The sequence below is a fragment of the Halolactibacillus miurensis genome, assembly GCF_900116255.1.
GTDB classification, from domain to species: domain Bacteria; phylum Bacillota; class Bacilli; order Bacillales; family Amphibacillaceae; genus Halolactibacillus; species Halolactibacillus miurensis.
The window spans coordinates 137,520-162,142 of sequence record NZ_FPAI01000005.1; the positions used below are offsets into that span (position 1 = coordinate 137,520).

The window sequence follows — 24,623 nt, forward strand, 5'->3', positions numbered from 1 at the left end:
GCACCAGTGAGAAAATACGCTTCTCTCTGGTGCTTGTTTTAATTATACTTCCATAATGATTGGTAAAATCATTGGACGGCGTTTTGTTTTTTCGAATAAGAAAGGTTGAATCGTATCAGTAATTTCGTTTTTAATTTCAGACCATTGGGTCGTTTTTCTTTCCATTACTTTAGATACGTGTTTCTCTACAAGTTTCTGTGCTTCATTGATTAGATCTTCAGATTCGCGCATATAAACAAATCCGCGTGAAATGATATCTGGACCAGAAGCAATCTTGAATTCTTTCATGTTGATGCTGACAACAACAATCACGAGACCTTCTTCGGATAGAATGCGACGATCGCGTAACACAATGTTTCCGATGTCGCCAATGCCGCTACCGTCAATGTAGACAGAACCTGAAGGGATTTTACCTGCAAGTTGGGCATGATCCTTACCTAAAGCGAGGACATCTCCATTGTCCATAACGAAACAGTTCTCTTGTGGTACGTCACAACTCACTGCATGTTTCACGTGTTCCATTTGCATGCGGTATTCACCGTGAATAGGCATGAAGAAACGAGGACGTAAAAGACGTAACATTAATTTTTGTTCTTCTTGTGCCCCGTGACCAGATGTATGAATATCATTCAGTGGTCCGTGAATCACTTCAGCACCGGCACGATAAAGACTGTTAATCATACGTGAGACGCTTAATGTGTTACCTGGGATAGGCGAAGAACTAAAGACAACCGTATCATTAGGAATAATTGAAATTTGACGGTGCGTCCCATTGGCAATCCGTGATAAGGCTGCCATGGGTTCACCTTGTGAACCCGTACAAAGAATGGTCACTTCATTCGCTGGTAAGCGATTGATTTGATGATGTTCAATAAATGTATCATCTGGTGCGTTAATATAGCCAAGTTCGCGGCCAATGGCAATGGAGTTCTCCATACTACGACCAAACACAGCTACTTTACGATTATGATTAACGGCGCCTTCAACCATTTGTTGGAGACGATAAATATTTGATGCGAATGTCGCAAAAATTACCCGTCCGTCCACACGGCTGAAGATATCATTAATACTTTGTCCAACGACACGCTCGGACATCGTAAATCCTGGCACTTCAGCATTCGTTGAATCTGACAGTAAGCATAACACGCCTTCTTTGCCGATTTCAGCCATCTTAGCTAAGTTGGCTGGTTCACCAACTGGGGTGAAGTCAAATTTAAAGTCACCGGTATGCACAATGTTTCCTGGTGGTGTTTTAACGACGATACCGTAAGAATCAGGAATACTGTGGGTTGTTCTAAAGAATGACACCGATGTTTTTCTGAACTTGATGATATCTTCTTCTTGATAGATATTTAGTTTGGCTGAACGTAATAAGCCGTGTTCATCCAGTTTGTTTTTAATGAGACCCATCGCTAATTTACCAGCGTAAATAGGGATATTTATTTCTTTTAGCAAGTATGGGATACCGCCGATATGGTCTTCGTGACCATGAGTAATAAACAGACCTTTAATTTTATCTTGATTTTGGATTAAATACGTATAGTCAGGTATTACGTAATCGATACCTAACAGTTCATCTTCTGGAAATTTGATCCCTGCATCAATAAGGATAATTTCATCTTGGAATTGAACGCCATATGTGTTTTTACCAATTTCGCCTAAACCGCCAATGGCAAACACAGCTGTTTGATCATTTTTTACAAATTTCATCGGTTATACCGTCTCCAATATATAATCTTCAGACTGCTCTTCGTAAGCTAATTGCTCGCCTTCAAGAGTTTGGATAAACTCAATGTTGATGCCGCGATCTTTTAGTTTGTAGCGTACGTCACGCTCGTTTGATGCTTCAATGTATAGAGAATGAGTATTTTCTCTAACAGGTACTTCAGATGCTAATTCTTGATATAATACTTTAAATATCATTTCATCTCTCCTTAATTTTTCTTTGTATTTGTCTGTTTATACTTAAGCATTAGGGACACGATTTTGGTTTAATAATCTTTTCCATTTCTTGCGAAGCTTTTCTCTTAGCCGTCTTAACATGTGAAACAGCTCCTTTCAAAAAGCAAAAACTAATAATCCGATCCAACCCTTATACTTATAGTATAGTACGAATTGGGCTTTTTGAAAACAGTAACATCTCAGGACCGACTGGAAAACTTCCTGCAAGACTAGTGTAAACCATCATTTTCTCCCTTATACTCGATAAAAAAATTTATTATTCCACATCACATGGTGTAGCGTTTTGTGGTGGTGATAATGGATTTTCTTCATTGATATGGTCATAAAACATGATGCCGTTTAAGTGGTCGATTTCGTGTTGGAATACAACGGCAGCATAACCTTTTAAGCGTAATGTCACTTCTTCACCTGAAAGTGTCGTTGCTTTTACGGTAATCCGTTTGTGACGCGGAACGATACCAGGAACTTCGCGGTCAACAGAAAGACAGCCTTCTCCAGTAGAAATATATGTTTGTTCTACTGAGTGACTGATGATCTTAGGGTTAATATAACCATCGCTATACAACTGTCCTTTTAAGTCTTCAAAATGGACCGCTAACATGCGTTTATTTAAACCTAACTGAGGTGCAGCAACACCCACGCCAGGACGTAAATCATATTTTTCACTTAATTCAGGGTCTTGAGAGTTTTTAACGAACTGAAGCATATCTGATAATATTTGTTTGTTTTCAGCACTAAGTGGAAGGTCCACTTCTTTCGCAACTTCGCGTAAAGCAGGGTGTCCTTCTCTAACGATTTCTTTCATTGTTAACATATAAATTCTCCTCTAACATATAAATTCTTTCATCACGAACAATCGACTGTAACATAGTGTAACACATTTTTAACGATAAAGGTAAACATTCGTTTTAAAGCTAGCTATGAAAAGGGAACATGAAGGTTTAGCACGTGGGTTCTTACGACAATAGAGATTTTTTGCTGTTTTTACACTATCATCCTATGTTATAATGTAATCTGCATATGAAAAAAGGGCAGAATGAATGGAGGATAAAGACGTGCGATTAAAACTAGTATTAGCTGGACTACTTAGTGCCGTCATGTTAACAGCATGTTCAGGTGAGTCTACCCAAGAAGAAATTTATCAGCATTTAGAAAAATCGGTTGAACTTGAAGTGGGATTTGTTGAGCAGCAACAACCTATTAGTGAACTCGAACAACAAGAACAAGAGATTTATCAGGACATTAGTGATTTAGGTATTGATCAATATGAAGAAATTAAAACATTAGCTGATGAAGCTATTACAACAATTGAAGAACGTGAGACATTAACCGGTAACGAACGCGCAAGCATTGACAATGCTAAAGAAGAATTCGATAAAGTCGTCCCGCTTGTTGCTGAATTAGAAGAAGCGGAATTAAAAACAGCAGCTGAAACTATGATTGAAGAAATGAACCAGCGCTATGATGCTTTTGTTGAATTAAACGAAGCCTATAAAACGTCACTTACCCTTGATAAAGAACTGTATGAGTTACTTAAACAAGAAGATTTAGAAGAAGCAACATTTTCTGAACAAGTGGATGAAGTAAATGCACAGTATCAAGTTGTCGTTGAAAAAAATCAACTGTTTAATGAAGAAACAGATGCATTTAATGAAGCGAAGCGTCAGTTCTATGAGCAATCAGATTTGAATATTTCTTACGAAGAGTAAGGTATTCGCTCATAAATTTAAATTAAAGTTTGATAGTAAGTTGATCAGTCATAAAGATAGGATAAAAAGACGCACGTAAACAGCTGATTGTTTGCGCGCGTCTTTTTATATAACGGCAAAAACTATTGGTAATAGCTTAAGTCGTTTGTTTGACATACGTTAACAAAAAATCTGAAAATAATAAAAATTTAAACTTTATAATAACGTTTACTACTTGCTAAACTACTAACTGAGAGAGGAAGATATACTATAACAAAAATGTGATGTTTTTAACAAAGAGTGAGAATGTGATGGTTGCGATGTTTGACTGTATTACACAGTGTACTCATATTGTAATACAGATTGAAAAAATAAAGTGAAACAGTTCACAAGTAATTAGTTTTTAAACTATAAAGTTTAATTATTTGTTAAGTATTTAAAGCAAAGTGATTGACCGTATTCAATTATTGCGATAAGATAAGGGCAGATAAAGAATTGTACTAATCGTTACATTGCTTTTCAGTATAACAGTTTTCTTTTTTGCTTTTAAAAAGGTTAATTTATTTACAGAACGGGTAATGTAAGGATAGGTGCAATTTAACTTCGGATTCAGTTATTTAATCCGAAACTTATACATCAAAATATTATGTGTTGAAAAGAAAGGAAGAGGTGAGATTTTTGAAACGTACTAATGAAAAAGTAGCAGAGCAGTTCCCGACGTTTCAAATTCTGAATGAAGAAGGTAAAGTAGTTAATGAAGAAAAAATGCCTAAACTTTCAGATGACGAATTTAAAGATTTAATGACAAGAATGGTGTACACGAGAATTTTAGATCAGCGATCAATCGCATTGAATCGCCAAGGTCGTTTAGGATTCTATGCACCAACAGCCGGCCAAGAAGCTTCTCAACTTGGTTCACATTTCGCTTTAGAGAAAGATGATTACTTATTGCCAGGTTATCGTGATGTGCCTCAATTAATTTGGCACGGTCTACCTCTTTATAAAGCTTTCTTATGGTCACGTGGACACTTTGCGGGTGGTCAAATGCCTGAAGGTGTACATGCTATGGTACCACAAATTATTATCGGTGCTCAGTACGTACAAACAGCGGGTGTGGCACTTGGTATGAAGAAGCGCGGAGAAAAACGTGTCGCTGTGACTTATACGGGTGATGGTGGTACATCTCAAGGTGACTTCTATGAAGGCATGAACTTTGCTGGTGCTTTTGATGCGCCTGCGATTTTTATCGCTCAAAATAACCGTTTCGCTATTTCAACACCTGTTGAAAAGCAAACAAAGGCAGAAACATTAGCACAAAAAGCTGTCGCTGCGGGTATTGAAGGTATCCAAGTTGATGGTATGGATGTTTTAGCTGTTTATGTAGCAACAAAAGAAGCGCGTGAACGTGCAATTAACGGCGAAGGCCCAACACTTATTGAAACATTAACGTATCGTTACGGTCCACACACGATGGCAGGGGATGACCCAACACGTTACCGTACGAAAGATTTAGATAGCGAATGGGAACAAAAAGATCCGCTTGTTCGTTTCCGTAAATTCTTAGAAGACAAAGGTATTTGGTCTGAAGAAGAAGAAAACGAAGTAATCGAACGGGCTAAAGAAGAAATTAAAGCAGCCATTAAAGAAGCTGACGGTGTTCCAAAACAAAAAGTAACAGACTTAATTGGCAATATGTATGAAACACTTCCACAAAACTTACAAGAACAAATGGAAGAATATAAAGCAAAGGAGTCGAAGTAGATTATGGCTCAAATGACAATGATCCAAGCAATTACTGATGCATTACGTGTAGAACTTAAAAACGACGAGAACGTTGTACTTTTCGGTGAAGACGTTGGTAAAAACGGCGGGGTATTCCGTGCAACTGAAGGTCTTCAAGATGAATTTGGCGAAGATCGTGTATTCGATACACCACTTGCTGAGTCAGGTATTGGTGGTTTAGCGATTGGTCTTGCGACACAAGGCTTCCGCCCTGTACCAGAAATCCAATTCTTCGGCTTCGTGTATGAAGTAATGGATTCAATTAGTGGTCAAATGGCGCGTATGCGTTACCGTTCAGGTAACACGGTCAACATGCCAATCACATTACGCTCACCATTTGGTGGTGGGGTGCACACACCTGAAATGCACGCGGATTCTTTAGAAGGTTTAATGGCGCAACAACCAGGTCTTAAAGTGGTTATCCCTTCAAATCCATATGATGCTAAAGGGTTACTTATTTCAGCAATTCGTGATAACGATCCTGTGATCTACTTAGAGCACATGAAACTTTACCGTTCATTCCGTGATGAGGTACCTGAAGAAGAGTACACAATCGAATTAGGTAAAGCGAATGTCAAACGTGAAGGTACAGATATCACTTTAATCGCTTATGGTGCAATGGTTCAAGCGTCAATGAAAGCGGCTGAAGAATTAGAGAAAAATGGTGTAAGTGCAGAAGTTATTGACTTACGCACTATTGCGCCACTTGATGTTGAAACAATTGTTGAATCTGTGAAGAAAACTGGTCGTGCGGTTGTTGTTCAAGAAGCACAACGTGTGGCAGGTATCGCTTCACAAATCGTAGCTGAGATCCAAGAACGTGCTATTTTACATTTAGAAGCACCGGTTCTTCGTGTAACAGCACCAGATACGGTATATTCTTTCCCTCAAGCGGAAGAAGTATGGTTACCAAATCATAAAGATATTGTGAATAAAGCAAACGAAGCAATGAATTACTAATATATTCGAACGGATGAATTAACCAAGGAGGTTAGCTATAATGGCTTTTGAATTTAAATTGCCGGATATCGGTGAAGGTATCCATGAAGGCGAGATTGTCAAATGGTTTGTTAAAGCCGGCGACGAAATTAATGAAGATGATGTACTCTGTGAAGTGCAAAACGATAAATCAGTTGTAGAAATCCCATCACCCGTAAGTGGTACGGTAAAAGAAGTACATGTCGGTGAAGGTGTGGTCGCAACTGTTGGTGAAACACTTGTATCAATCGATGCAGAAGGTTATGAAGATCAAGGTTCTGATGATACAGCGTCAGAAGCAAGTGAATCAACTGAAAGTAATAGTGGACAAGGTGTCTTCGAATTCAAATTACCTGATATCGGTGAAGGTATCCATGAAGGTGAAATCGTTAAGTGGTTTGTTAAAGCTGGCGATGAAATCAATGAAGATGATGTCCTATGTGAAGTACAAAACGATAAATCAGTCGTAGAAATCCCATCACCCGTAACTGGTACAGTAAAAGAAGTACATGTCGGTGAAGGTGTGGTTGCGACTGTCGGTGAAACACTTGTGTCAATCTTTGCTGAAGGACATGAAGCTGAAGCTACTGAGGAAGCACAAAAACAAGAAGCACCAAAAGAAGAAGTGAAATCAGAGAAGAAAGTACCAATCGCTGGTGGTACAGTAATTGCGATGCCATCTGTTCGTAAATTTGCTCGTGATAACGATGTCGATATTACACAAGTACAAGGTTCAGGTAAAAATGGCCGTGTCGTTAAATCTGATGTTGAAGCTTACTTAAGTGGTGATCAAGCGCCTGCGACAGAACCAGCTAAAGAAGTGGCAACTGAAGCGAAATCAGAAGCAAAAGCTGAAACAAAATCAGCATCTAAAGCTCAACCTGCAGCGGCTTCAACGGGCGACTTACCAGAAACACGCGAGAAAATGTCTGGTATCCGTAAAGCCATCGCTAACGCAATGGTTAACTCTAAACACAAAGCACCTCACGTAACACTACATGATGAGATAGATGTAACAGAACTTGTTAACCACCGTAAGAAATTTAAACCTGTGGCACAAGAGAAAGACATCAAGTTAACGTACTTACCATACGTTGTAAAAGCACTTGTTTCTGCATTAAAACAATTTCCAGTATTAAATGCTGAAATTGATGAAAACACTGACGAAATCGTCTACAAGCATTACTACAATATTGGTATCGCAGCAGATACTGATAAAGGTCTACTTGTACCGGTCGTTAAAAATGCTGATACAAAATCTATCTTTGAAATTTCTAAAGATATTAATGAATTAGCGAAAAAAGCTCAAGATGGTAAGTTAGCGGCTGATGAAATGAAAGGTGCAGGATGCACAATCACAAATATCGGCTCAGCTGGTGGACAATGGTTCACACCGGTCATTAACTATCCTGAAGTAGCTATTTTAGGTATTGGTCGCATCCAAGAAAAAGCTGTTGTTAAAGATGGCGAAATTGTTGTTGCGCCAGTATTAGCACTCTCATTAAGCTTTGACCACCGCATTGTTGACGGTGCGACTGCTCAATTTGCATTAAATCAAGTGAAACGTTTATTAAACGATCCACAATTAATCATGATGGAGGCGTAATCTGATATGGTAGTAGGAGATTTTCCAATTGAAATAGATACGCTTGTTGTCGGTGCGGGACCTGGTGGCTATGTAGCTGCCATCCGCGCTGCACAAACAGGTCAAAAAGTAACAATCGTAGATAAAGGTGCTCTTGGTGGTGTATGTCTTAACGTTGGGTGTATTCCTTCTAAAGCGTTAATTCAAGCGGGTCACCGTTATGAAGAAGCACATGGATCTGATGATATGGGTATTACTTCTGAAAATGTTAAAGTTGATTTTTCTAAAGTTCAAAACTGGAAAGCATCCGTCGTTAATAAATTAACATCGGGTGTTGAAGGGTTACTTAAAGGAAATAAAGTAGATATCGTTAAAGGTGAAGTGTACTTCGTCGATCAAAACACTGTACGTGTCATGGATGAAACAAGCTCACAAACGTATATTTTCAACAACTGCATTATTGCAACAGGATCAACACCAATCGAAATCCCATCATTTAAATACTCTAAACGTATTTTAGACTCAACAGGCGCCTTAAACTTAAATGAAATTCCTAACCGTTTAGTCGTTATTGGTGGTGGTTACGTTGGTACGGAACTTGGTACAGCTTATGCTAACTTCGGTACAGAAGTAACGATCTTAGAAGGTATGGACGATATTTTAGGTGGATTTGAAAAAGATATGTCTGCCATTGTTAAGAAACGTTTGAAGAAGAAAAATGTTAAAGTTGTGACAAATGCGATGGCAAAAGCTTCTGAAGAAACAGAAGACAGTGTCAAAGTAACGTATGAAGCAAATGGTAAAGAAGAAACGATCGAAGCGGATTACGTTCTTGTAACGGTTGGGCGTTATCCTAACACGCGTGAAATCGGCTTAGAGGAAATGGGTATTGACATGACTGACCGTGGCGTCGTGAAAATTGACAAGCAATGTCGGACAAACATTGACAATATCTATGCGATTGGTGACATTGTTGAAGGACCACCACTTGCTCATAAAGCCTCTTATGAAGGAAAAATTGCGGCTGAAGCTATTGCTGGACACAAATCTGAAATTGATTACCGCGGTATTCCTGCCGTTGTCTTCTCAGATCCGGAACTTGCGACAGTTGGTTTTACTGAAAAAGAAGCAAAAGAACAAGGGTACAATGTTAAGTCAGCTAAGTTCCCGTTTGCAGCAAATGGCCGTGCGCTTTCTTTAGGTAGTGGTGACGGATTTGTGCGTCTTGTTACACGTGAAGAAGATGGTTTAGTGATTGGCGCTCAAATTGCTGGTACAAACGCAAGTGACATGATTTCTGAATTAGGTCTTGCGATTGAATCTGGTATGACAGCGGAAGACTTAGCGCTTACTATTCATGCTCATCCAACACTAGGTGAGATTACAATGGAAGCAGCGGAAGTTATTATGGGGACACCAATTCACGTTGTGAAGTAATTCGTTAGCTTATTTACATTAAAACACCAAAATGATTTGATCATTTTGGTGTTTTTTTTATCAATCTGTTTTATAATGGAAGGTAAGGAGGCGTTATTTTGAAAAAAAGACACATATGGAGTCTTTTTCTCGTGTTAGGATTGATAATGTTAACAGCTTGTCAAGACGAAGAAACGAGTGAAGAGAATCCACAACAAGACGAAACAGAAGATGTAACACAGTCAGATGAAACAGCTGATGACACAACACCGGAAGAAGACTTATCTGATGACGATCAATCAGAAGCAGGTGACGATGTGGAAGAAAATGAGACAAATGAAGTAGAAGAAACAGTAGAAGTAAGTTATCAAATCAATCAAGGTAATTGGCGGGTTGAACCTATTAGTGATGAGGGAGAGTCAAAAGTTGCTTTATTAACAATCGATGATGCACCAGACCAACATGCGGTTGAAATGGCCCATATTTTAAAGGAACTCGACGTACCAGCTATTTTCTTTGTGAATGGTCACTTTTTAGAAACAGAAGAAAAGCATGAGAACCTTAAAGAAATTCATGAGCTAGGCTTTTCGATTGGTAACCATACATACAATCACCCAAATTTAAAAGATATTCCTGTGGAAGAACAACGGGAACAGTTAGTCTCACTCAATGATAAAGTAGAAGAAATTATTGGTGAACGACCGACGTTTTTCCGTGCGCCATTTGGAGCAAATACCGAGGATTCTTTAGCGATTGCTGAAGAAGAAAATATGGTTGTGATGAACTGGACGTATGGATATGACTGGGAAAAACAATACCAAGATTCTGAAGCGTTAGCGGATATTATGGTGAATACCGAATTTTTAAATGACGGTGCTAATCTTCTCATGCACGACCGAGAATGGACGAAAAATGCTCTAGAAACGATTGTCACAGGCTTAAGAGAAAAAGGATATACATTTGTAGACCCTCAAGCGATTAAAGGTGTTGGCGACGATATCTAATTTAAAGAAAAGAACCATCCGTATGTTGATATTTCACAAACGGATGGTTCTTTATATGTTCTTAAATAGATTAACGAATCGCTTGCATCTCTTTAATGACATGAATGGTTTTCAGTGATTCATCCTCTAAACCTTGAACAGGAAGACCTGCAGCGACATTTGCTTCAATATAACGTAAACTTTCATCGCTAATGATTTCTCCTGGAATGAAGATAGGAATACCAGGAGGGTAGACCATGATGGATTCTGCACTCACCCGACCACTTGCTTCTTTTAATGGAATAACTTCCGTGTCACTATAAAAAGCTTCGCGTGGCGACATTTGTAAAACAGGAATCGGTGGCGCACTGACGTGTACTTTCTTCTCGTAGGCTTGTGTTTGATAGGTTTCTACAAGCGCTCTTAAAGCAGTAAATAAGTATTGAATCGTGTCTTTATTATCACCTGGGGTAATAATGCAAAGAATATTGTACATATCAGATAGTTCTACTTCAATTTGATAATGTTCTCGTAGCCATTTCTCTACGTCATAACCGGTTAAACCTAACTGTTTAACTGAAATGAGTATTTTCGTTGGATCATAACTGTACGTGGCATTCGTACCTAGTAAATCATCACCAGGGCAAGCTAAATAATCAAGTTGATTAATCTGTTGTCTTAGTGACTCAGCAAGTGTGAGGGTGTTCTCAATTAATTTATGGCCTTTTGTTTTTAAATACATTCTTGCGGCATCAAGTGAGGCCAGCAAGATATAAGACGTTGACGTCGTCGTTAGCATCGATAAAATGGACTGCACATGTTCTTTTTTAACGAGATCACCTTGCATATTTAAAACAGAGCTTTGTGTCATTGACCCACCTAATTTATGGACGCTCGTTGCGGCTAAGTCAGCACCAGCTGCCATTGCTGACACAGGTAATTGATCATGGAAATGAATGTGTACGCCGTGAGCTTCATCGACAAGCACAGGAATATTGTATTGGTGACTAATATCGACAATGCGCTTTAAATCAGCTGCCACACCGTAATAGGTCGGGTTAATCACAAAGACGGCTTTAGCATCTGGATGCTGTTGAATGGCATGTTCAACCGATAAGGGTGTGATACCGTGTGCAATACCGAGGCGTGTGTCGAGTTCCGGATGGACAAAGATCGGGATCGCTCCAGAAAAAATAAGGGCTGATGTTACAGATTTGTGAATATTCCGCGGAACAATGATTTTATCCCCTGGTTTACATACGCTCATGACCATCGCCATAATGGGGCTACTTGTCCCTTGGACAGAGAAAAAGGTATAATCTGCCCCGAAAGCATCTGCTGCAAGTGCCTCAGCCTCTTTAATCATCCCGCTTGGATGATGTAAGTCATCGAGTGGACTAATATTAATTAAGTCAATCGAAAGCGCATTTTTACCAATGAAATCTCTAAAAGTAGGTTCCATGCCTTGACCGTTTTTATGGCCAGGAATATGGAAAGGAACCGGATGATTATTTATATGTTTGAGTAACCCGTCAAAAAGAGGGGTACGGTTATGTGCTTGCATTTATTGCGCTCCTTTAATAAAATAGACTAAGTGTAAAACAAAAGAATTATAGCAAAGTTTAGCTGAAATAGCTAGCAAATTATGAGGTGAAAAAATGAATTTTCAATTCCCGATTGACGCAGATTGGACCACAGAAGAAATCGTGGCTGTCGTTGAGTTTCTAGACTTAGTAGAGAAGGCATACCATCAACCGGTAGAGGCTAAAAAGTTAATGGAAAAATACCGGGCTTTTAAAACAGTCGTGCCTTCTATTGGTGAAGAAAAACGACTTGGTCGAACATTTGAACAAGACACCGGTTACTCGTTGTATCAAACGATGAAACAAGTCAAAGACCAACCTGACCGAAAAATAAAAATGACGGTTCGCTAATAAGCGGGCTGTCATTTTTTTCGTTACTTCATTTGAGCCAGTGTTGTTTCGAAGTAGAGTGGCAACAAAGCTGTAAATGTATCCAACACAAATCGATCAAAGTCACTGCTTGTCATACGGATCGTCTCTTGTTTTGTGAGCTGTTTTCCAATTAAAAAATCAGCTTTCTTTGTCTTGCGGAAGTAGGCAAGCGCTTGATTGTTTAGAGTGTCTAGAGAATATGCTTCTTTGTCGTAATGATCAAGGGCATACACATAAGAAGAATCTAACGCATCGAATACAGATTGATAATCAATGAGGTGCTGAGCCAATTTAGCTTTGTCTGGGACATTATGCATCAGTGCAAAATATATAAACAGCCGGTCGTTAAATAATCCGACTTCAAAATGCGGATGTTTTTTATATCCTCGTTTGTTTGTGCTAAGCGCAAACCAGCTATCAATCGGAGGATTGACCGTTCGTCGTTGGTGCTTGGCGACATGTAAGTAAAGGGGTGTATCTAAATGTTCTTGGAGCTGATTTTTAATCCGATCGCCAATGGTTCTTAGTTTAGGTTGTAAGGTATTTTTTAACGCGGCCATACGAGGTGTTAAACCGTCTATGGTGAAAATCTCAAAGTCTTCCTGAGTAAAAGTGGTGGATGTCATGATTAAAAATCAGTCCCTTCGTTATATTTAGCCTTCAGTTTAACATAATAAGTGAGTGGGGGACAATCAAGTGCATATGATGCAAATGTTTGATATGATAGAGGCAGTATGTGACAGAAATAATGAAGACATAGATAAAAAAGGAAAGAGGGACAATCATGACATTTCAGAAGGAATCAGTATTCAACACCGCAAAAACATGGATTAAAGACATTGGACAAGTTATTCGTACAGAGATTGATCAACCACGCCAAATTGATACAAAAACACATCCGAATGATCTGGTGACGGAAATGGATAAGAAGGTAGAACAATTTTTCGCTGAAAAAATCCGAACGGAATATCCGGATCATCAAATTTTATCAGAGGAAGGGTTTGGTGATGATGTCAAGGCGCTTAGCGGGACGACGTGGATTATTGATCCCATTGACGGAACGATGAACTTCATTCATCAGAAACGTCACTTTGCGATATCTGTGGCCGTATTTCATGATCACATCGGAGAAATCGGCTTTGTTTACGATGTTATGGGTGATGTATTATATGCAGCTAAAAATGATGAAGGTGCGTATAAAAATGATGAGCGATTACAATCGCTCGATGAGAAGAAAAACTTAACAGAGTCGATTTATTTGTTTAATACCCTTTGGACAACAGAAAATAATATCGTCGATGATAAAAAAATTCGAGAATTAGTCAAAACAGTAAGAGGTGTAAGGACATATGGTTCTGCTGCTTTAGAATTTTGTTATTTAGCTGAAGGGATAGCAGATGGGTATGTATCTTTTACGCTTCATCCTTGGGATTTTGCCGCTGGTGCGGTTATCTTAAAGGAAGTTGGTGGTGTGATAAAACACGCCAATGGACGAGACTTAACATTCCTTACGCAAGAACCATTGGTCGCTGGTCATAAAGATGTAGTAGACAGAACGCTCACTCATTATATTGAATTAAAATGACACAATAGAAAAAGAAGAGGCCCTTAGCTAAGATAAGGATCCTCTTCTTTTTTTTCTTCATATAAATTGAACCGACCCGTTGCCTGTCGTTTTAGCGTATTTTTTTCAATACGATCATGACACGTCTGGCATAAATATAGGTGTTTACGTCTATTTCTTAATTTTTTGGCAAGTGGTGAATCGTTGTTAATTGATTCAACCGTATCACAAATCGGACACATGACATCCATATCGTTTCCTCCAACATTTAAAGATAAGTGTTTATTTTACTAGTTTATCACAAATAAATCCTTCTTGGAACCATTCGACTAGTTTTAAACTTGCGAGAGTTGGGAAAAGATATATAGGTAAAACAAAAAATGATGAGGTGAGTGAAATGAGAAAGAAAAAGAAAGCGGCTGTGGTAGCCGGTACGGTTGCAGCGGGAGCTGCTGCTGGAGCAACGGCTCTTTATCATGTATTAAAAGATAAAAAGACACGTAGAAAACTTAGTCGGATGAAAGATGATATGTTAATGTCACTAAAATTAAAACGTCATGATGATTTTCCGTTAGACTCTGCCGGTGGATATGATGAAAATATCGACAATGCTGATATGATCAGCGAAGGTTCATCTTTTGGTGTGGATTATTATAATCGTGTGGCGGGTAGTAGAAAATACAAGAAAAATCATCGCGTCGTTAAAAAGGAATGGGAAGAGTAGATCACGTGCGCCTTTAAAGAATGTTAAAAAAAAAGCAGTAAGAAAGCTTGTCTTTACTAAAGTGCTAAAGGCAAGCTTTTTTGTTGTATCGATTGTTCCAGTCTGAAATATACTTGCTTTTTTACCGTGTTACCTTTAATATTGTTTAAAGAAGGATTGATTGTGGAGGGATAGACATGGTTGAAAAAGTAGTTCAAACAGATCAGAGTAAAGCTTATGCCGTATTAAAGGCAGATGCAGATAAAATCCTAAAACTTATTCAAGTGCAAATGGATAACTTAACGATGCCACAGTGTCCTTTATATGAAGAAGTGTTAGATACGCAAATGTTTGGTTTGTCACGAGAAATTGACTTTGCGGTACGCCTTCATTTAATTGACGAAGACGAAGGCAAAGCGTTATTAGATAATTTAGAGAAACAGTTAAATATCCTTCACGAGAAGGCGCAAGCAGGTTATTAAAAAACACGGTTTTAATCCATTCGATTAAAACCGTGTTTTTGCTATTCACAGCTACTTATTAAAGTTTGATGTTAAGTTTAATGAAACCTGCTTCTTTTGCGGAGGTGAAGGCAATGACAACGAGCGGTCCTAGAATAAAGCCTAATAAACCGAGTAGCTTTAATCCAATATACATCGCAATCAATGTTGCAAGAGGAGATAACCCGATATGTTGTCCCATGACCTTTGGTTCAACCGTCCGTCTAATCGCCAGTAGTATAACAGCAAGAATGGCCAGTTGAGTGCCCATTAGGGCATTCCCTGCAAAAAACATATAAATAGACCATGGCGCAAGAATAGCAATTGAACCTATAATAGGAATTAAATCAACAATCCAAATAATTGTGGCCATAATAATCGCATACTCTGGAATGATGATGAAAAGCGCAATGAGCGAAACGACTAAAATAACGAGACTGACGAGAAATTGTGCCTTTAAAAAGCCGACAAGTACACTTTTAAGGCGTTTATTCATAAATTGAATCCGATCCGCTGTTTCCTCTGAAAAGAGTAAATAGAACTTTGCTTTTAGTGCTGGTAATTCCAGCATAAACAAAAAGAGCGCAATTAAGTAAACGATAAAACTAACGATGTAGTTAGGGACAGCCGCCACAATCGCCGCTAAGCGATCAACACGTAAGACGTCACGTAACAGCTCAGTACCAGATTGAACCGAGCTTTGAATGCTGTTATTGACCTCTTTAACGAATTCATTCGGTAAATCAGCCATGACATTCTCTAAATCACCGCTCCAATCAAGCAACAAGTTGTTGATTTGTAAAATATATTCGGGTGCGTTTTCAACGAGTGAAATTAACTGGGTAACAATAACAGTAATCACGTAAGTCCCGAGCACGACGAATAGAATAAGAAATGTTAAATAGATGATGATGGTACTTATTTTTCGGTTCAACTGAAAACGACGTTCCACTAACTTAACGAGTGGATTTAATGAAAGAGCCGTAATAAAAGCTAAAATTAGCGGTAAAGATACTGGCATAATATAAATCGCAAATAATAGGAGTAAGACTCCAATAAATATGTAGGCCCATTGGCGCTTTGATAAAAGTGTGGTCAACTCATTTCCCTCCGTAATCTCTCTAAAAACCTTCTGATTGAAATATACCACGACAACTGTCGTTTGAATAGTGTTACCCTTAACTTTTAACCATTATTTTATTTAGGACAGTCGGATGAATAGTTTCAATCTTTCTTTCTTATCATTATAGCGCAAAAATACAGATGTTAAACAGTAAATTGCTTTACGATAGATTTCAATAGCGTTTTTTTCGTATGCCTTTTCAATTTTGGGTTTTACTGATATAGTAAAAGGGTGGAGGTGTTTTAGCATGATACTAACAACTGAGACAATAGAACTTTTAGATGATGCCGACCGTATCGTCTCAATGATTAAACACTCAGAAACATTTTATGAGTTTAATAATAGAAGACAAGCACTTAAGGAAGATAAAGAAGCACAACGTTTAATTAGGCAGTTTGAACAAAAAAAGCAAGACTATGAGGATGTTGAACGTTTTGGACGTTATCATCCGGATTATAGCCGCGTCTTAAAAGATACACGTTTATTAAAACGTGAAGTCGATTTAAATGAATCAGTCGCGTCATTTAAAGTGGCTGAACGGAAATTACAAGCATTACTAGACCAAATCGCTGAAACTTTAGCCTTTAGTATTAGCACAGATATCGTTGTTGAAAAAGATGGCGCATTATTCACTGAGCATAGTAAAGGATGTAGTACAGGTGGCGGCTGTGGCTGTAGTGCATAATTAGGTGGGATAAACATGATTAGAACTGAACGACAAGCATTGATTGTCTGGTTTCAACATATGAAAAACATTAAACAATTGAAACGTTACGGTCATTTGATTAGTGTATCAAGAAAATTACGTTATGCGGTCATATATGTTGATCAAACGGACGTTGAAGAAAAGGTAGTAAAGCTTGAGCGCTTACCGTTTGTATCAAAAGTTGACGTGTCTTATAAGCCGTTTATTCGTACGACTTATGAAAGTAAAAACGCGCAAAAAACAAAAGAATATGAGTATGAGATGGGAATATAAGTGTTACCTGCAGGTTTTTCTGCAGGTGTTTTTCTTGTGATTTTTCAGGGGGGTGAGACGCATGCGTGTTATTGCGGGTGAACATAAAGGACGACGTTTGCAAGCCGTACCAGGTAAAGAAACACGTCCAACGTCAGATAAAGTTAAAGAATCACTATTCAATCGGATCGGTCCTTTCTTTGAGGGAGGACGGGCATTGGATTTATTTGCAGGTAGTGGTAATTTAGGAATTGAGTCGCTGAGTCGAGGGATGGATCACGTCGTTTTCGTAGACCAACAAAAACAGGCCATCGAAACGATACATAAAAATTTGGACACACTCCGTCTAGTGTCAAAAGCGGAAGTCTATCGTAATGATGCCTTTCGTGCGTTAAAAGCGTTGAGTAAGCGCGAGGTTCAGTTTGATTATATCTTTCTAGATCCACCATATCAAAAAGGTTTCTATCAAAAACTATTGAAACAGATGGCCGAACTGAACCTCACTCATGAACAGACCTTGCTTGTGTTAGAACATGATACACACTTAACATTACCTGATGAGATCAATGGTTTTATTCAAGAACGTAGTGAAAAATATGGCGGCATCACAGCCATTACGTTGTATAAAAGAAAGGAAGTAACGAATGACTAAATTAGCAATTTGCCCAGGGAGTTTTGACCCGGTGACTTATGGTCATCTCGATATTATTGAACGCGCAAGCAAAGTGTTTGATCATGTGATTGTGGCGGTATTTCATAATGAAGCTAAGACCCCTTTATTTAATACAGCTGAGCGGATGGACTTACTAAGACAATCCGTCACCCATTTAGACAATGTATCCATTGACTCACATGGGGGCTTATTAATGGATTACGCGCGTGAGAAAAAGGCGTGTGCGGTCGTTCGTGGTTTACGAGCGGTCAGTGACTTTGAATATGAATTGCAAATTACGTCGATGAACCGTAAATTAAATAAGGATGTTGAAACATTTTTCATTATGTCTAACAATAAATATTCATTCTTAAGTTCTAGTATGGTAAAGGAAGTAGCCAAATACGATGCGAATGTCGCTGATTTAGTCCCTGCTTGTGTAGAAGCGGCGCTAAAGCAAAAGTTTAAATAAAGCAAAATCTCACGTGCTACTTGTCATATGTTGATATATAAGATGACCGTAAAGTAACAATCAGACATAAAACAAAGTAGAAGGAACTAAGCCCCGCTATAGTGAATAACGGACTTGGTTCTTTTTGCATTTCATAAAAAATTGGGATGATGTCTGTATTTCTAAATGGTTGATAAAGGAATACATATAGATAGCTATATGTGAGACTAATCCCGAGAGCTGCCATACGACTTAACAGATAAGGTGTAAACGAAAGATCGGTTGATTTGATCAATCCATATACTTGCATATGTATACTTAAGCCGTGAAAATTGATTAACGCATTCGTGACTAAAAATAAGGTGGTAGAATTAAATGACGTCAACCGAAGCAGGTCAATGCCTTGTGTCAGTTCAATGGTTGCCTGTAGAATAAGATTGATATTAGATAAATCAACTGACCATGGCCATAGCTTGGATAGACATATTGATGAAAAATCAAATAAATACAGCGACGATAAAAGAACATTGAGAAAGCGTGCCATAACCATCATGCTTAGAATCGTGAATAGCGTCTTGGCTGTTTTTATGATGATATCGTTATTGTTGGCGGTAGGTAGAGGGTTATCTATTAACGAAGGTGCCATGACTGTAGACGAAGCCTTAGATTGATAATAAAAGTGAGTCACATAAGCGATTGATAAATTTGTTAACCACTGAATAACAATCAGTGCCATTCCCATTCGTCTTATTGGGAAGAGATAGGTCACGACGATTGTGGAAATGAAAATAGGACTCGCTTGATTCGTGAACATGAGTAAATGGTGAGCTTGCGCTTTATTTAAACGGCCTTCTAAATAGCCTTGTTTCACCATAACAGCCCCTAAAGGAAAACTTGAAATTAAACTCAGACATGTCGTGAGTGTGCCAAATTGGTTTAAGTGGAGCGTTTTCTTAAATGAGGGATACAACCAACGTATGAACCATGTTTTTTCTGGGTTCATAAGAATCAAGTGAAGGAGAATAAGAAACGGAATGAAAATCGGAAGTAATTGATCGATAAAAAGATAGATAACCGTGCGGATCTCATAAACGATGATTGTTGAGTAACGCATAAATAACAGCAGTAACAGTAAATAAGAAAGAAGCGCGAGACGTTTAAACCATCGATACATCATCATTATCCCCCTAATGTATATGAGTTGAAGAACTGAAGTGAAATAGCTATAGTAGAAATAGAAACAGAGAAAAGAGTGATATAAATGATAAAACGTTATGGATTGACAATTGTTTTGATTGTCCTCATGTTAGTAGGCACTTTTCTTCCGTTACCTTATTATATTTATCGACCAGGCACGGCAGACCCTTTGAATGAAGTTGTTGCGGTAAGTGATCGAGATACCCAAAGTGACACGGGAGATTTTCATTTAGTGACCGTAAGAGGAGGACAAGCCACCCCGATTCAGTTATTATTGTCGCAATTTAGTGATTATCAAGAGGTGTATGACTTAGAAGATGTTTTTCCGGAAGGTTATGACCGTGAAAATTATATGAAAGAACAATTATTAGTAATGGAAAACTCGCAACAAGCAGCGACGCTTGTTGCCTTTGATTTAGCCGGTGTTGATTATACGATTAACTATGAAGGTGTCTATGTTGTTAATGTTTTAGACAAGATGCCTGCGGCTGATGTTTTAGAGATGGGCGATAAAATCTTAGAAGTCAATGGTGAAAAAATTAAAGATGCCGATCACTTAATTATGATAGTGGATGGTTACAATATCGGTGAAGTATTAACCTTTACCGTCAAAAGAGAAGAGGAGACTTTTGATGTGTCCATTGAGTTAGTGCCTTTTCCAGATCAACCAGATGATTATGGGATCGGGATTCAATTAGTGACAAATAGAGAAGTATCTCTGTCTAGAGAAGTAGAATTCTTTAGTGGGGATATTGGTGGACCTAGTGCTGGTTTAGTGCTCGCACTAGAGTTGTACGATCAGTTAACCGAGGGTGATTTGACCCAGGGGAGAAAAATCGCGGGTACAGGTGAAGTAGATTATGACGGAAATGTCGGCCGCATTGGCGGAGTAGATAAAAAGGTCGTCGCGGCAGATGAAGAAGGCTGTGCCATATTCTTTGCGCCAAATGAAAATGGCCGATCAGATTCAAATTATCAAGTAGCCAAACAAACGGCAGAAGCCATTGGTAGTGATATGGTTATTGTTCCTGTTGATACTGTAAGTGACGCATTAGATTATTTAAACAATATGTCGTGAGATTGAATCGGTCGTAACATATAATCACTGTTCAATGACATAAGACGCATCAACAAAATGAAAGAGCCTGAGGTTATCTCGAGGCTCTTTCGTGTCTAAACGGTGGCAAGTATTCCCGCTTTGTTTTTGTATGATCAAATAAGTGATAGACCAAAGAAGCACGCATGTCAATGGCGAGATAGTCTGGTAAGTTTTTGGTGACTTTTGTTAGAATCGTCATAGGGCGTTCTTTTTTTATGACTTTGATATATCGCTCACCTATTGTGGATTGACCGAGACTTCTTACAGCCGGTAGGTTTTGTAGCTGATGAATCGCTGTTGCAACGGTTTCCTGATCAAGATTCAGTAAGAGATGAATCAGTAAGCGCTGAATCCGGGTCGTTGTGTACCGTTTTGTTTTAACTAAGTCAATAAAGTCACTCGCAGTCGTCGCTTTTTTGGCGGCAGCGATTAAACGATGCTCAATTCCTTCAACCATACCATGGATCTGTTTTAAAGCGACTGGGGTTGTCGTTAAGAGCTTATATTGCATTAAGGGATAATAATCATTTAAATCATGAAAGTCGTCTTCATGCTGCTCTATTAGCTGGTAAGCCTTATCAGGCATGACGGATTTCAGTTCGGATACGTGCTGGATCGTTTTCTTTGCTTTAATGACCTGTCTAATACTTGTTGCGCTCGCAATCGGTGAAGAAAGGTGAGTGGTGTGATAACCAGCTTGTTGCCGTTTAATTGTATCGATCGTGATACGTGGATTAATTTCAGCAACGGCACGGACATAGCCAATCCCTAAACTATTATTTGGTAAGTGATCATTAAGTGTATCAATTCCGATTGTCTTAATCGCTGTTGAATAGGCGGCAGGATAACTTTCGCCCTGTTTTAATCGCTGTTGAATTGTTTGATCTAATAAGGTATGATGTTCTTTTTCTCTCGTCACCAGCTCATTAAACGGCGTGATGTCACCAGATTCCGAACCGAAAATAATTGTATCAACCCCGAGTTGATTGAGTATACTAACCGCACTGTAACAAAAAAGATCGCGGTGCTGAATAGCAAAGATCGTTGGTAATTCAATCACCAAATCACTGCCGTGGACGATGGCCATTTCAGCACGTGCAAATTTATCAATGATCGCGGGTTCACCGCGTTGTAAAAATTGTCCGCTCATCACCGTAATCACAACATCAGCGTTTGACTTCTTACGGGCTTGTTCGATATGATAGAGATGACCGTTATGAAATGGATTATATTCAACAATTAACCCAAGCACATGCATAAAAAAACCCCTTTCTTTAACGGTATTGTATCACAATCTTTGCGGACTCTTTCAACCATTTTTCAAAAAAGATGTCGGGTGTAAAGAAAAAATATTGACAAATACCGCATTTGCTTTTAAAATAAAGCTTGTGCTTTCTGAGGTGATTAATATGAAAATATCGATTCAAAAAATCCTTCAACAAGCGCCATATACGTTTGAAGGAGAAACAGACCTTTCTGAACTCGAATCATTTGACAATGATATCAGACAGATTGGATCCGTTGAGGTATCAGGTGAGGCATCAGTTCAAAATAAAACAATTACCGTTAATCTTCATATCAAAGGTGTGATGGTTCTCCCATGTGCAAGGTCACTTGCGGATGTGCCGTATCCTTTTGACATTGACACAATTGAAGTATTTTCTATTGATCCATTCTATACCGAAGAAGATGAGTCAGAAATTCATCCGATTAAAGGAGAATTACTTGACTTAACACCTTTTATAAAGGAAAATGTATTATTGGAGATTCCTTTCCGTGTTTATGCGGATGAGGAGACTATCGAGAAACATGCATTAACAGCAGGTGATGGTTGGGCTGTTGTTGATGAAGATAAGCAGGAAGAGAAAATCGATTCGCGCTTATCCAAACTACAATCATTATTAACTGATGATAAAAATGAAAATCAATAAGGGCATAGGCAAGATAATGTCATAGCCTTATTTATAAAGGTTTTCGTTTCGGAAGTGAAGGAGGTGTAAGACATGGCAGTACCAAAAAGAAGAACTTCTAAGAAAGTGAAGAATCAACGTCGTACACATAAAAAATTACATGTACCAGGTATGGTAGCTTGCTCAAATTGTGGTGAGCTTACAAAACCTCACCATGTTTGTCGCGCATGTGGACATTACGATGGTAAGCAAGTAGTTGAAGCATAATAACTACATTCAAAATACTAGCCCACGGGCTAGTATTTTTTATTTGTGTTTCTTAAAAAAGATTGAACGAACCAAAGTCTAGGCTCTTTAATTCCCCTCAAATGTCCTTAGTTTGTATAGGAAGGTTACTTCAGTAAGAAATCAGTTAGCTTGCACCGATTTAGTGAGAGTGTATGAAAAAGTCTTTGACGGATAGATAGGTGTAAGCTATATTGGTAATGTCGACATATGACGAAAGTGAGGTGTCTAAAGATGGAGATAACACTCATCGATTCAAGAGTGATTGGCCACTTATTTGCCTCTTTTCTTAGTGAAAATAATAGCGTGATGTTGTATACGCGGGCGATTAAAACCGCTCATACTTCAGCATCTCCAGGACTTGCAAACGACAAAGATAATGAATGAAGCTTTTTGAAAGTATGACATACAAGTATCAATAAAAGACTTTCCGTAATGAATAGGTGATCAAAACCGTTAGTCAGCCGTTAACGACCTGTTTCGGAGTAACAAACGGAAATGATGTCAACCGCCGGTGAAGCGGTGATTATAAATAGAGAGGATGGTTGTAAATGACGGCATTTATATCCAATATAGCAGCTATATTTATTACGTTCCCACCCGTCTTTATGATTGTATTTTATTACATATTTAAATGGATGTATCGGCATAAAAAGCGTGCCTTTCATCTGAGCGTAGAAGTATCTAGCCTTGTCTTTATCTTAGCTAATATGGTTATTTTAAATCATATGTTTGATTTCTCATACAGCTGGCTCGTCTTAATTGGTTTATTAACGTTGTTTATGATCTTTTTAGTGACGCAATGGAAGTTAGTCGGCGATGTGTTAATCAAGCGTTTAACTAAATTGTACTTGCGATCTTTGTGGTTAATAGGTGTCATCAGTTACATTGTGCTCGTGACACTGAGTATTATTTTAAATGTACAAGGCGCTTAAATATCGTTGAACTACCCCCCACCTAACATTCTAACGAATGTTTGAGGAAGGTGTCTTCTCGCCCTAAACGATAAAATAACCGTAACATCCCTTCCTTTACTTAGGAGGGGATGTTTTTTTAGGTTTAGTGACTTTTCAAACGGATGATGAGTGGAAAAAAACAACAAGATATCAGGGGAAAAAACGTTCATCGTTTCCTTAAAAATAATGAAATGCCATTGAACTACCCCCACCTGACATTCTCACGAATGTTTGAGGAAAGGGATTCCATAAGGACACCCTAAAGGCGACCCATGCTCATTCAACTAAGCATAGGTTTTTCTACTCTCCAACCGCCGCAAACCTATTTTCTCAACATCTGTTAAAGCATGTTGGGGAAATAGTGTGTCCCAGGAACACAACTTGCTTTGGTCGAATCGTTCTGTCTGGTAGAACGCATGGGTTCTAACAAAAGACAGGGTACGCATCATATACGCCCATTGCGCCCAATGGTGTAGACCTTGTTTCTGCTCTGGAACAAGTGAATACAACATCGGTGGGAGTATTTCTTTAAAGCCCATTGCCCGTCGGGCAATGACATAAGCGGCTGCCATGTGAATGGACACACCGAGCCGCTTCATATATTTCATCTTGCCAATTTGACTGGTATAAGCAGGGTTAACAACGTAGACAGCGACCCACATTTTTTCAGCTCTTGACTTAATCGCTAGGATCATCTTTTGATAAGCAAACTGACTCATTCGTCGATTAGCTTTTTTGTTTCCATAGGGACGCGACACTTTGGACCGCATCGTATCCAATCTTTCGATGGCGAGTGGTTTATGATGTTTAACGGCATAGTCAACGAGGGCAATAACCTCCGCTTCTATGATTTTCGTTACCTGCCCACTGGTTTTA

General features: G+C 38.7%; 29 protein-coding genes. 19 read left to right on the forward strand and 10 right to left on the reverse strand.

Annotated features, from left to right (window positions below; genetic code table 11):
• Positions 1 to 42: 42 nt before the first annotated feature.
• The 3 genes from rnjA to def all read right to left on the reverse strand — a co-directional run bounded on the left by rnjA (position 43) and on the right by def (position 2,776).
• The gene (rnjA, locus tag BM390_RS05205; RefSeq protein WP_089853171.1) at positions 43 to 1,710 is read right to left on the reverse strand and encodes a ribonuclease J1; all 1,668 of its coding nucleotides are present in this window, start codon (positions 1,708 to 1,710) and stop codon (positions 43 to 45) included.
• 3 nt (positions 1,711 to 1,713) lie between these two features.
• A complete protein-coding gene (locus BM390_RS05210) occupies positions 1,714 to 1,923 on the reverse strand; it encodes a DNA-dependent RNA polymerase subunit epsilon (protein WP_089853174.1) in 210 nt (69 codons plus the stop codon).
• A 295-nt stretch (positions 1,924 to 2,218) separates the two neighbouring features.
• The gene (def, locus tag BM390_RS05215; RefSeq protein WP_089853177.1) at positions 2,219 to 2,776 is read right to left on the reverse strand and encodes a peptide deformylase; all 558 of its coding nucleotides are present in this window, start codon (positions 2,774 to 2,776) and stop codon (positions 2,219 to 2,221) included.
• Positions 2,777 to 3,017: 241 nt separating this feature from the next.
• Between def and BM390_RS05220 the strand changes: the two genes are divergently transcribed.
• The 6 genes from BM390_RS05220 to BM390_RS05245 all read left to right on the forward strand — a co-directional run bounded on the left by BM390_RS05220 (position 3,018) and on the right by BM390_RS05245 (position 10,415).
• Complete coding sequence (locus BM390_RS05220) at positions 3,018 to 3,671, forward strand: YkyA family protein (protein ID WP_062322999.1); 654 nt, start codon at positions 3,018 to 3,020, stop codon at positions 3,669 to 3,671.
• 657 nt (positions 3,672 to 4,328) lie between these two features.
• On the forward strand, positions 4,329 to 5,411 hold the full coding sequence (pdhA, locus tag BM390_RS05225) for a pyruvate dehydrogenase (acetyl-transferring) E1 component subunit alpha (RefSeq protein WP_062322958.1): 1,083 nt from the start codon (positions 4,329 to 4,331) through the stop codon (positions 5,409 to 5,411).
• A 3-nt stretch (positions 5,412 to 5,414) separates the two neighbouring features.
• A complete protein-coding gene (locus BM390_RS05230) occupies positions 5,415 to 6,392 on the forward strand; it encodes an alpha-ketoacid dehydrogenase subunit beta (protein ID WP_062322960.1) in 978 nt (325 codons plus the stop codon).
• Between the two features lie 40 nt (positions 6,393 to 6,432).
• Positions 6,433 to 8,016 carry a dihydrolipoyllysine-residue acetyltransferase gene (locus BM390_RS05235; RefSeq protein WP_089853181.1) on the forward strand — a complete coding sequence of 528 codons (1,584 nt, stop codon included), beginning with the start codon at positions 6,433 to 6,435 and terminating at the stop codon, positions 8,014 to 8,016.
• A gap of 6 nt (positions 8,017 to 8,022) precedes the next feature.
• Positions 8,023 to 9,432, forward strand: a complete 1,410-nt coding sequence (gene lpdA, locus BM390_RS05240; protein WP_089853184.1) for a dihydrolipoyl dehydrogenase — start codon at positions 8,023 to 8,025, stop codon at positions 9,430 to 9,432.
• A 98-nt stretch (positions 9,433 to 9,530) separates the two neighbouring features.
• Positions 9,531 to 10,415 carry a polysaccharide deacetylase family protein gene (locus BM390_RS05245; RefSeq protein WP_246806743.1) on the forward strand — a complete coding sequence of 295 codons (885 nt, stop codon included), beginning with the start codon at positions 9,531 to 9,533 and terminating at the stop codon, positions 10,413 to 10,415.
• A 70-nt stretch (positions 10,416 to 10,485) separates the two neighbouring features.
• Here BM390_RS05245 and BM390_RS05250 read toward each other — a convergent pair whose 3' ends face one another.
• Entirely contained in the window at positions 10,486 to 11,958 is a 1,473-nt protein-coding gene (locus tag BM390_RS05250; protein WP_089853188.1) for an aminotransferase class I/II-fold pyridoxal phosphate-dependent enzyme, read from the reverse strand.
• Between the two features lie 94 nt (positions 11,959 to 12,052).
• Between BM390_RS05250 and BM390_RS05255 the strand changes: the two genes are divergently transcribed.
• Positions 12,053 to 12,328 carry a UPF0223 family protein gene (locus tag BM390_RS05255; RefSeq protein WP_089853190.1) on the forward strand — a complete coding sequence of 92 codons (276 nt, stop codon included), beginning with the start codon at positions 12,053 to 12,055 and terminating at the stop codon, positions 12,326 to 12,328.
• 23 nt (positions 12,329 to 12,351) lie between these two features.
• Here BM390_RS05255 and BM390_RS05260 read toward each other — a convergent pair whose 3' ends face one another.
• Entirely contained in the window at positions 12,352 to 12,975 is a 624-nt protein-coding gene (locus BM390_RS05260) for a DUF1054 domain-containing protein (protein WP_089853193.1), read from the reverse strand.
• Positions 12,976 to 13,133: 158 nt separating this feature from the next.
• Between BM390_RS05260 and BM390_RS05265 the strand changes: the two genes are divergently transcribed.
• Positions 13,134 to 13,934, forward strand: a complete 801-nt coding sequence (locus BM390_RS05265) for an inositol monophosphatase family protein (RefSeq protein ID WP_246806742.1) — start codon at positions 13,134 to 13,136, stop codon at positions 13,932 to 13,934.
• A 23-nt stretch (positions 13,935 to 13,957) separates the two neighbouring features.
• On the opposite strand, the gene BM390_RS05270 is transcribed toward BM390_RS05265, so the two are convergent.
• Complete coding sequence (locus BM390_RS05270; protein ID WP_062322970.1) at positions 13,958 to 14,164, reverse strand: YlaI family protein; 207 nt, start codon at positions 14,162 to 14,164, stop codon at positions 13,958 to 13,960.
• Positions 14,165 to 14,310: 146 nt separating this feature from the next.
• Between BM390_RS05270 and BM390_RS05275 the strand changes: the two genes are divergently transcribed.
• Positions 14,311 to 14,637, forward strand: coding sequence for a YbyB family protein (locus BM390_RS05275; RefSeq protein ID WP_062322972.1), 327 nt, complete (start codon positions 14,311 to 14,313; stop codon positions 14,635 to 14,637).
• A 176-nt stretch (positions 14,638 to 14,813) separates the two neighbouring features.
• The gene (locus BM390_RS05280) at positions 14,814 to 15,098 is read left to right on the forward strand and encodes an Fpa/YlaN family protein (RefSeq protein WP_062322975.1); all 285 of its coding nucleotides are present in this window, start codon (positions 14,814 to 14,816) and stop codon (positions 15,096 to 15,098) included.
• Between the two features lie 58 nt (positions 15,099 to 15,156).
• On the opposite strand, the gene ytvI is transcribed toward BM390_RS05280, so the two are convergent.
• Positions 15,157 to 16,215: a sporulation integral membrane protein YtvI gene (gene ytvI, locus BM390_RS05285; RefSeq protein WP_062322977.1), complete on the reverse strand. Its 1,059-nt coding sequence runs from the start codon at positions 16,213 to 16,215 to the stop codon at positions 15,157 to 15,159.
• A 271-nt stretch (positions 16,216 to 16,486) separates the two neighbouring features.
• Between ytvI and BM390_RS05290 the strand changes: the two genes are divergently transcribed.
• Genes BM390_RS05290 through coaD form a run of 4 tightly spaced genes read left to right on the forward strand, consistent with a single transcriptional unit; the run spans position 16,487 to position 18,321 of the window.
• The gene (locus BM390_RS05290; protein ID WP_089853201.1) at positions 16,487 to 16,924 is read left to right on the forward strand and encodes a YlbF/YmcA family competence regulator; all 438 of its coding nucleotides are present in this window, start codon (positions 16,487 to 16,489) and stop codon (positions 16,922 to 16,924) included.
• Positions 16,925 to 16,939: 15 nt separating this feature from the next.
• Positions 16,940 to 17,218: a YlbG family protein gene (locus tag BM390_RS05295; protein WP_177220631.1), complete on the forward strand. Its 279-nt coding sequence runs from the start codon at positions 16,940 to 16,942 to the stop codon at positions 17,216 to 17,218.
• A 52-nt stretch (positions 17,219 to 17,270) separates the two neighbouring features.
• Complete coding sequence (rsmD, locus tag BM390_RS05300; RefSeq protein WP_305728129.1) at positions 17,271 to 17,849, forward strand: 16S rRNA (guanine(966)-N(2))-methyltransferase RsmD; 579 nt, start codon at positions 17,271 to 17,273, stop codon at positions 17,847 to 17,849.
• Positions 17,842 to 18,321 carry a pantetheine-phosphate adenylyltransferase gene (gene coaD, locus BM390_RS05305; protein ID WP_062322984.1) on the forward strand — a complete coding sequence of 160 codons (480 nt, stop codon included), beginning with the start codon at positions 17,842 to 17,844 and terminating at the stop codon, positions 18,319 to 18,321. Before rsmD ends, coaD begins: the two co-directional genes overlap by 8 nt.
• 16 nt (positions 18,322 to 18,337) lie before the next feature.
• Here the strand turns inward: coaD and BM390_RS05310 are convergent, their stop codons facing one another.
• Complete coding sequence (locus BM390_RS05310) at positions 18,338 to 19,474, reverse strand: hypothetical protein (protein ID WP_143103137.1); 1,137 nt, start codon at positions 19,472 to 19,474, stop codon at positions 18,338 to 18,340.
• An 87-nt stretch (positions 19,475 to 19,561) separates the two neighbouring features.
• Between BM390_RS05310 and BM390_RS05315 the strand changes: the two genes are divergently transcribed.
• A complete protein-coding gene (locus tag BM390_RS05315; protein ID WP_062322988.1) occupies positions 19,562 to 20,575 on the forward strand; it encodes a SepM family pheromone-processing serine protease in 1,014 nt (337 codons plus the stop codon).
• A 73-nt stretch (positions 20,576 to 20,648) separates the two neighbouring features.
• Here BM390_RS05315 and BM390_RS05320 read toward each other — a convergent pair whose 3' ends face one another.
• Positions 20,649 to 21,854 (reverse strand): nucleotidyltransferase, encoded by a 1,206-nt coding sequence (locus BM390_RS05320; RefSeq protein ID WP_089853207.1) that lies wholly within the window; start codon positions 21,852 to 21,854, stop codon positions 20,649 to 20,651.
• A 151-nt stretch (positions 21,855 to 22,005) separates the two neighbouring features.
• On the opposite strand from BM390_RS05320, the gene BM390_RS05325 reads away from it, so the two are divergent.
• The 4 genes from BM390_RS05325 to BM390_RS05335 all read left to right on the forward strand — a co-directional run bounded on the left by BM390_RS05325 (position 22,006) and on the right by BM390_RS05335 (position 23,726).
• A complete protein-coding gene (locus BM390_RS05325) occupies positions 22,006 to 22,527 on the forward strand; it encodes a YceD family protein (protein ID WP_089853210.1) in 522 nt (173 codons plus the stop codon).
• Positions 22,528 to 22,599: 72 nt separating this feature from the next.
• Positions 22,600 to 22,773 carry a 50S ribosomal protein L32 gene (gene rpmF, locus BM390_RS05330; protein ID WP_062322996.1) on the forward strand — a complete coding sequence of 58 codons (174 nt, stop codon included), beginning with the start codon at positions 22,600 to 22,602 and terminating at the stop codon, positions 22,771 to 22,773.
• Between the two features lie 252 nt (positions 22,774 to 23,025).
• The gene (locus BM390_RS15385) at positions 23,026 to 23,178 is read left to right on the forward strand and encodes a hypothetical protein (protein WP_156321415.1); all 153 of its coding nucleotides are present in this window, start codon (positions 23,026 to 23,028) and stop codon (positions 23,176 to 23,178) included.
• 164 nt (positions 23,179 to 23,342) lie between these two features.
• A complete protein-coding gene (locus BM390_RS05335; protein ID WP_062322997.1) occupies positions 23,343 to 23,726 on the forward strand; it encodes a DUF3397 domain-containing protein in 384 nt (127 codons plus the stop codon).
• 305 nt (positions 23,727 to 24,031) lie between these two features.
• Here the strand turns inward: BM390_RS05335 and BM390_RS05340 are convergent.
• A partial coding sequence (locus BM390_RS05340) for an IS200/IS605 family accessory protein TnpB-related protein (protein ID WP_143103138.1) occupies positions 24,032 to 24,623 on the reverse strand: 592 nt, incomplete at its 5' end.

Bases quoted from the DNA above. Each gene is read 5' to 3' on its own strand.
- rnjA (WP_089853171.1), bottom strand. From the start codon at position 1,710: ATGAAATTTGTAAAAAATGATCAAACAGCTGTGTTTGCCATTGGCGGT.
- BM390_RS05210 (WP_089853174.1), bottom strand. From the start codon at position 1,923: ATGATATTTAAAGTATTATATCAAGAATTAGCATCTGAAGTACCTGTT.
- def (WP_089853177.1), bottom strand. From the start codon at position 2,776: ATGTTAACAATGAAAGAAATCGTTAGAGAAGGACACCCTGCTTTACGC.
- BM390_RS05230 (WP_062322960.1), top strand. From the start codon at position 5,415: ATGGCTCAAATGACAATGATCCAAGCAATTACTGATGCATTACGTGTA.
- BM390_RS05235 (WP_089853181.1), top strand. From the start codon at position 6,433: ATGGCTTTTGAATTTAAATTGCCGGATATCGGTGAAGGTATCCATGAA.
- lpdA (WP_089853184.1), top strand. From the start codon at position 8,023: ATGGTAGTAGGAGATTTTCCAATTGAAATAGATACGCTTGTTGTCGGT.
- BM390_RS05250 (WP_089853188.1), bottom strand. From the start codon at position 11,958: ATGCAAGCACATAACCGTACCCCTCTTTTTGACGGGTTACTCAAACAT.
- BM390_RS05255 (WP_089853190.1), top strand. From the start codon at position 12,053: ATGAATTTTCAATTCCCGATTGACGCAGATTGGACCACAGAAGAAATC.
- BM390_RS05260 (WP_089853193.1), bottom strand. From the start codon at position 12,975: ATGACATCCACCACTTTTACTCAGGAAGACTTTGAGATTTTCACCATA.
- BM390_RS05265 (WP_246806742.1), top strand. From the start codon at position 13,134: ATGACATTTCAGAAGGAATCAGTATTCAACACCGCAAAAACATGGATT.
- BM390_RS05270 (WP_062322970.1), bottom strand. From the start codon at position 14,164: ATGGATGTCATGTGTCCGATTTGTGATACGGTTGAATCAATTAACAAC.
- BM390_RS05275 (WP_062322972.1), top strand. From the start codon at position 14,311: ATGAGAAAGAAAAAGAAAGCGGCTGTGGTAGCCGGTACGGTTGCAGCG.
- BM390_RS05280 (WP_062322975.1), top strand. From the start codon at position 14,814: ATGGTTGAAAAAGTAGTTCAAACAGATCAGAGTAAAGCTTATGCCGTA.
- BM390_RS05290 (WP_089853201.1), top strand. From the start codon at position 16,487: ATGATACTAACAACTGAGACAATAGAACTTTTAGATGATGCCGACCGT.
- BM390_RS05295 (WP_177220631.1), top strand. From the start codon at position 16,940: ATGATTAGAACTGAACGACAAGCATTGATTGTCTGGTTTCAACATATG.
- coaD (WP_062322984.1), top strand. From the start codon at position 17,842: ATGACTAAATTAGCAATTTGCCCAGGGAGTTTTGACCCGGTGACTTAT.
- BM390_RS05310 (WP_143103137.1), bottom strand. From the start codon at position 19,474: ATGTATCGATGGTTTAAACGTCTCGCGCTTCTTTCTTATTTACTGTTA.
- BM390_RS05315 (WP_062322988.1), top strand. From the start codon at position 19,562: ATGATAAAACGTTATGGATTGACAATTGTTTTGATTGTCCTCATGTTA.
- BM390_RS05320 (WP_089853207.1), bottom strand. From the start codon at position 21,854: ATGCATGTGCTTGGGTTAATTGTTGAATATAATCCATTTCATAACGGT.
- BM390_RS05325 (WP_089853210.1), top strand. From the start codon at position 22,006: ATGAAAATATCGATTCAAAAAATCCTTCAACAAGCGCCATATACGTTT.
- rpmF (WP_062322996.1), top strand. From the start codon at position 22,600: ATGGCAGTACCAAAAAGAAGAACTTCTAAGAAAGTGAAGAATCAACGT.
- BM390_RS15385 (WP_156321415.1), top strand. From the start codon at position 23,026: ATGGAGATAACACTCATCGATTCAAGAGTGATTGGCCACTTATTTGCC.
- BM390_RS05335 (WP_062322997.1), top strand. From the start codon at position 23,343: ATGACGGCATTTATATCCAATATAGCAGCTATATTTATTACGTTCCCA.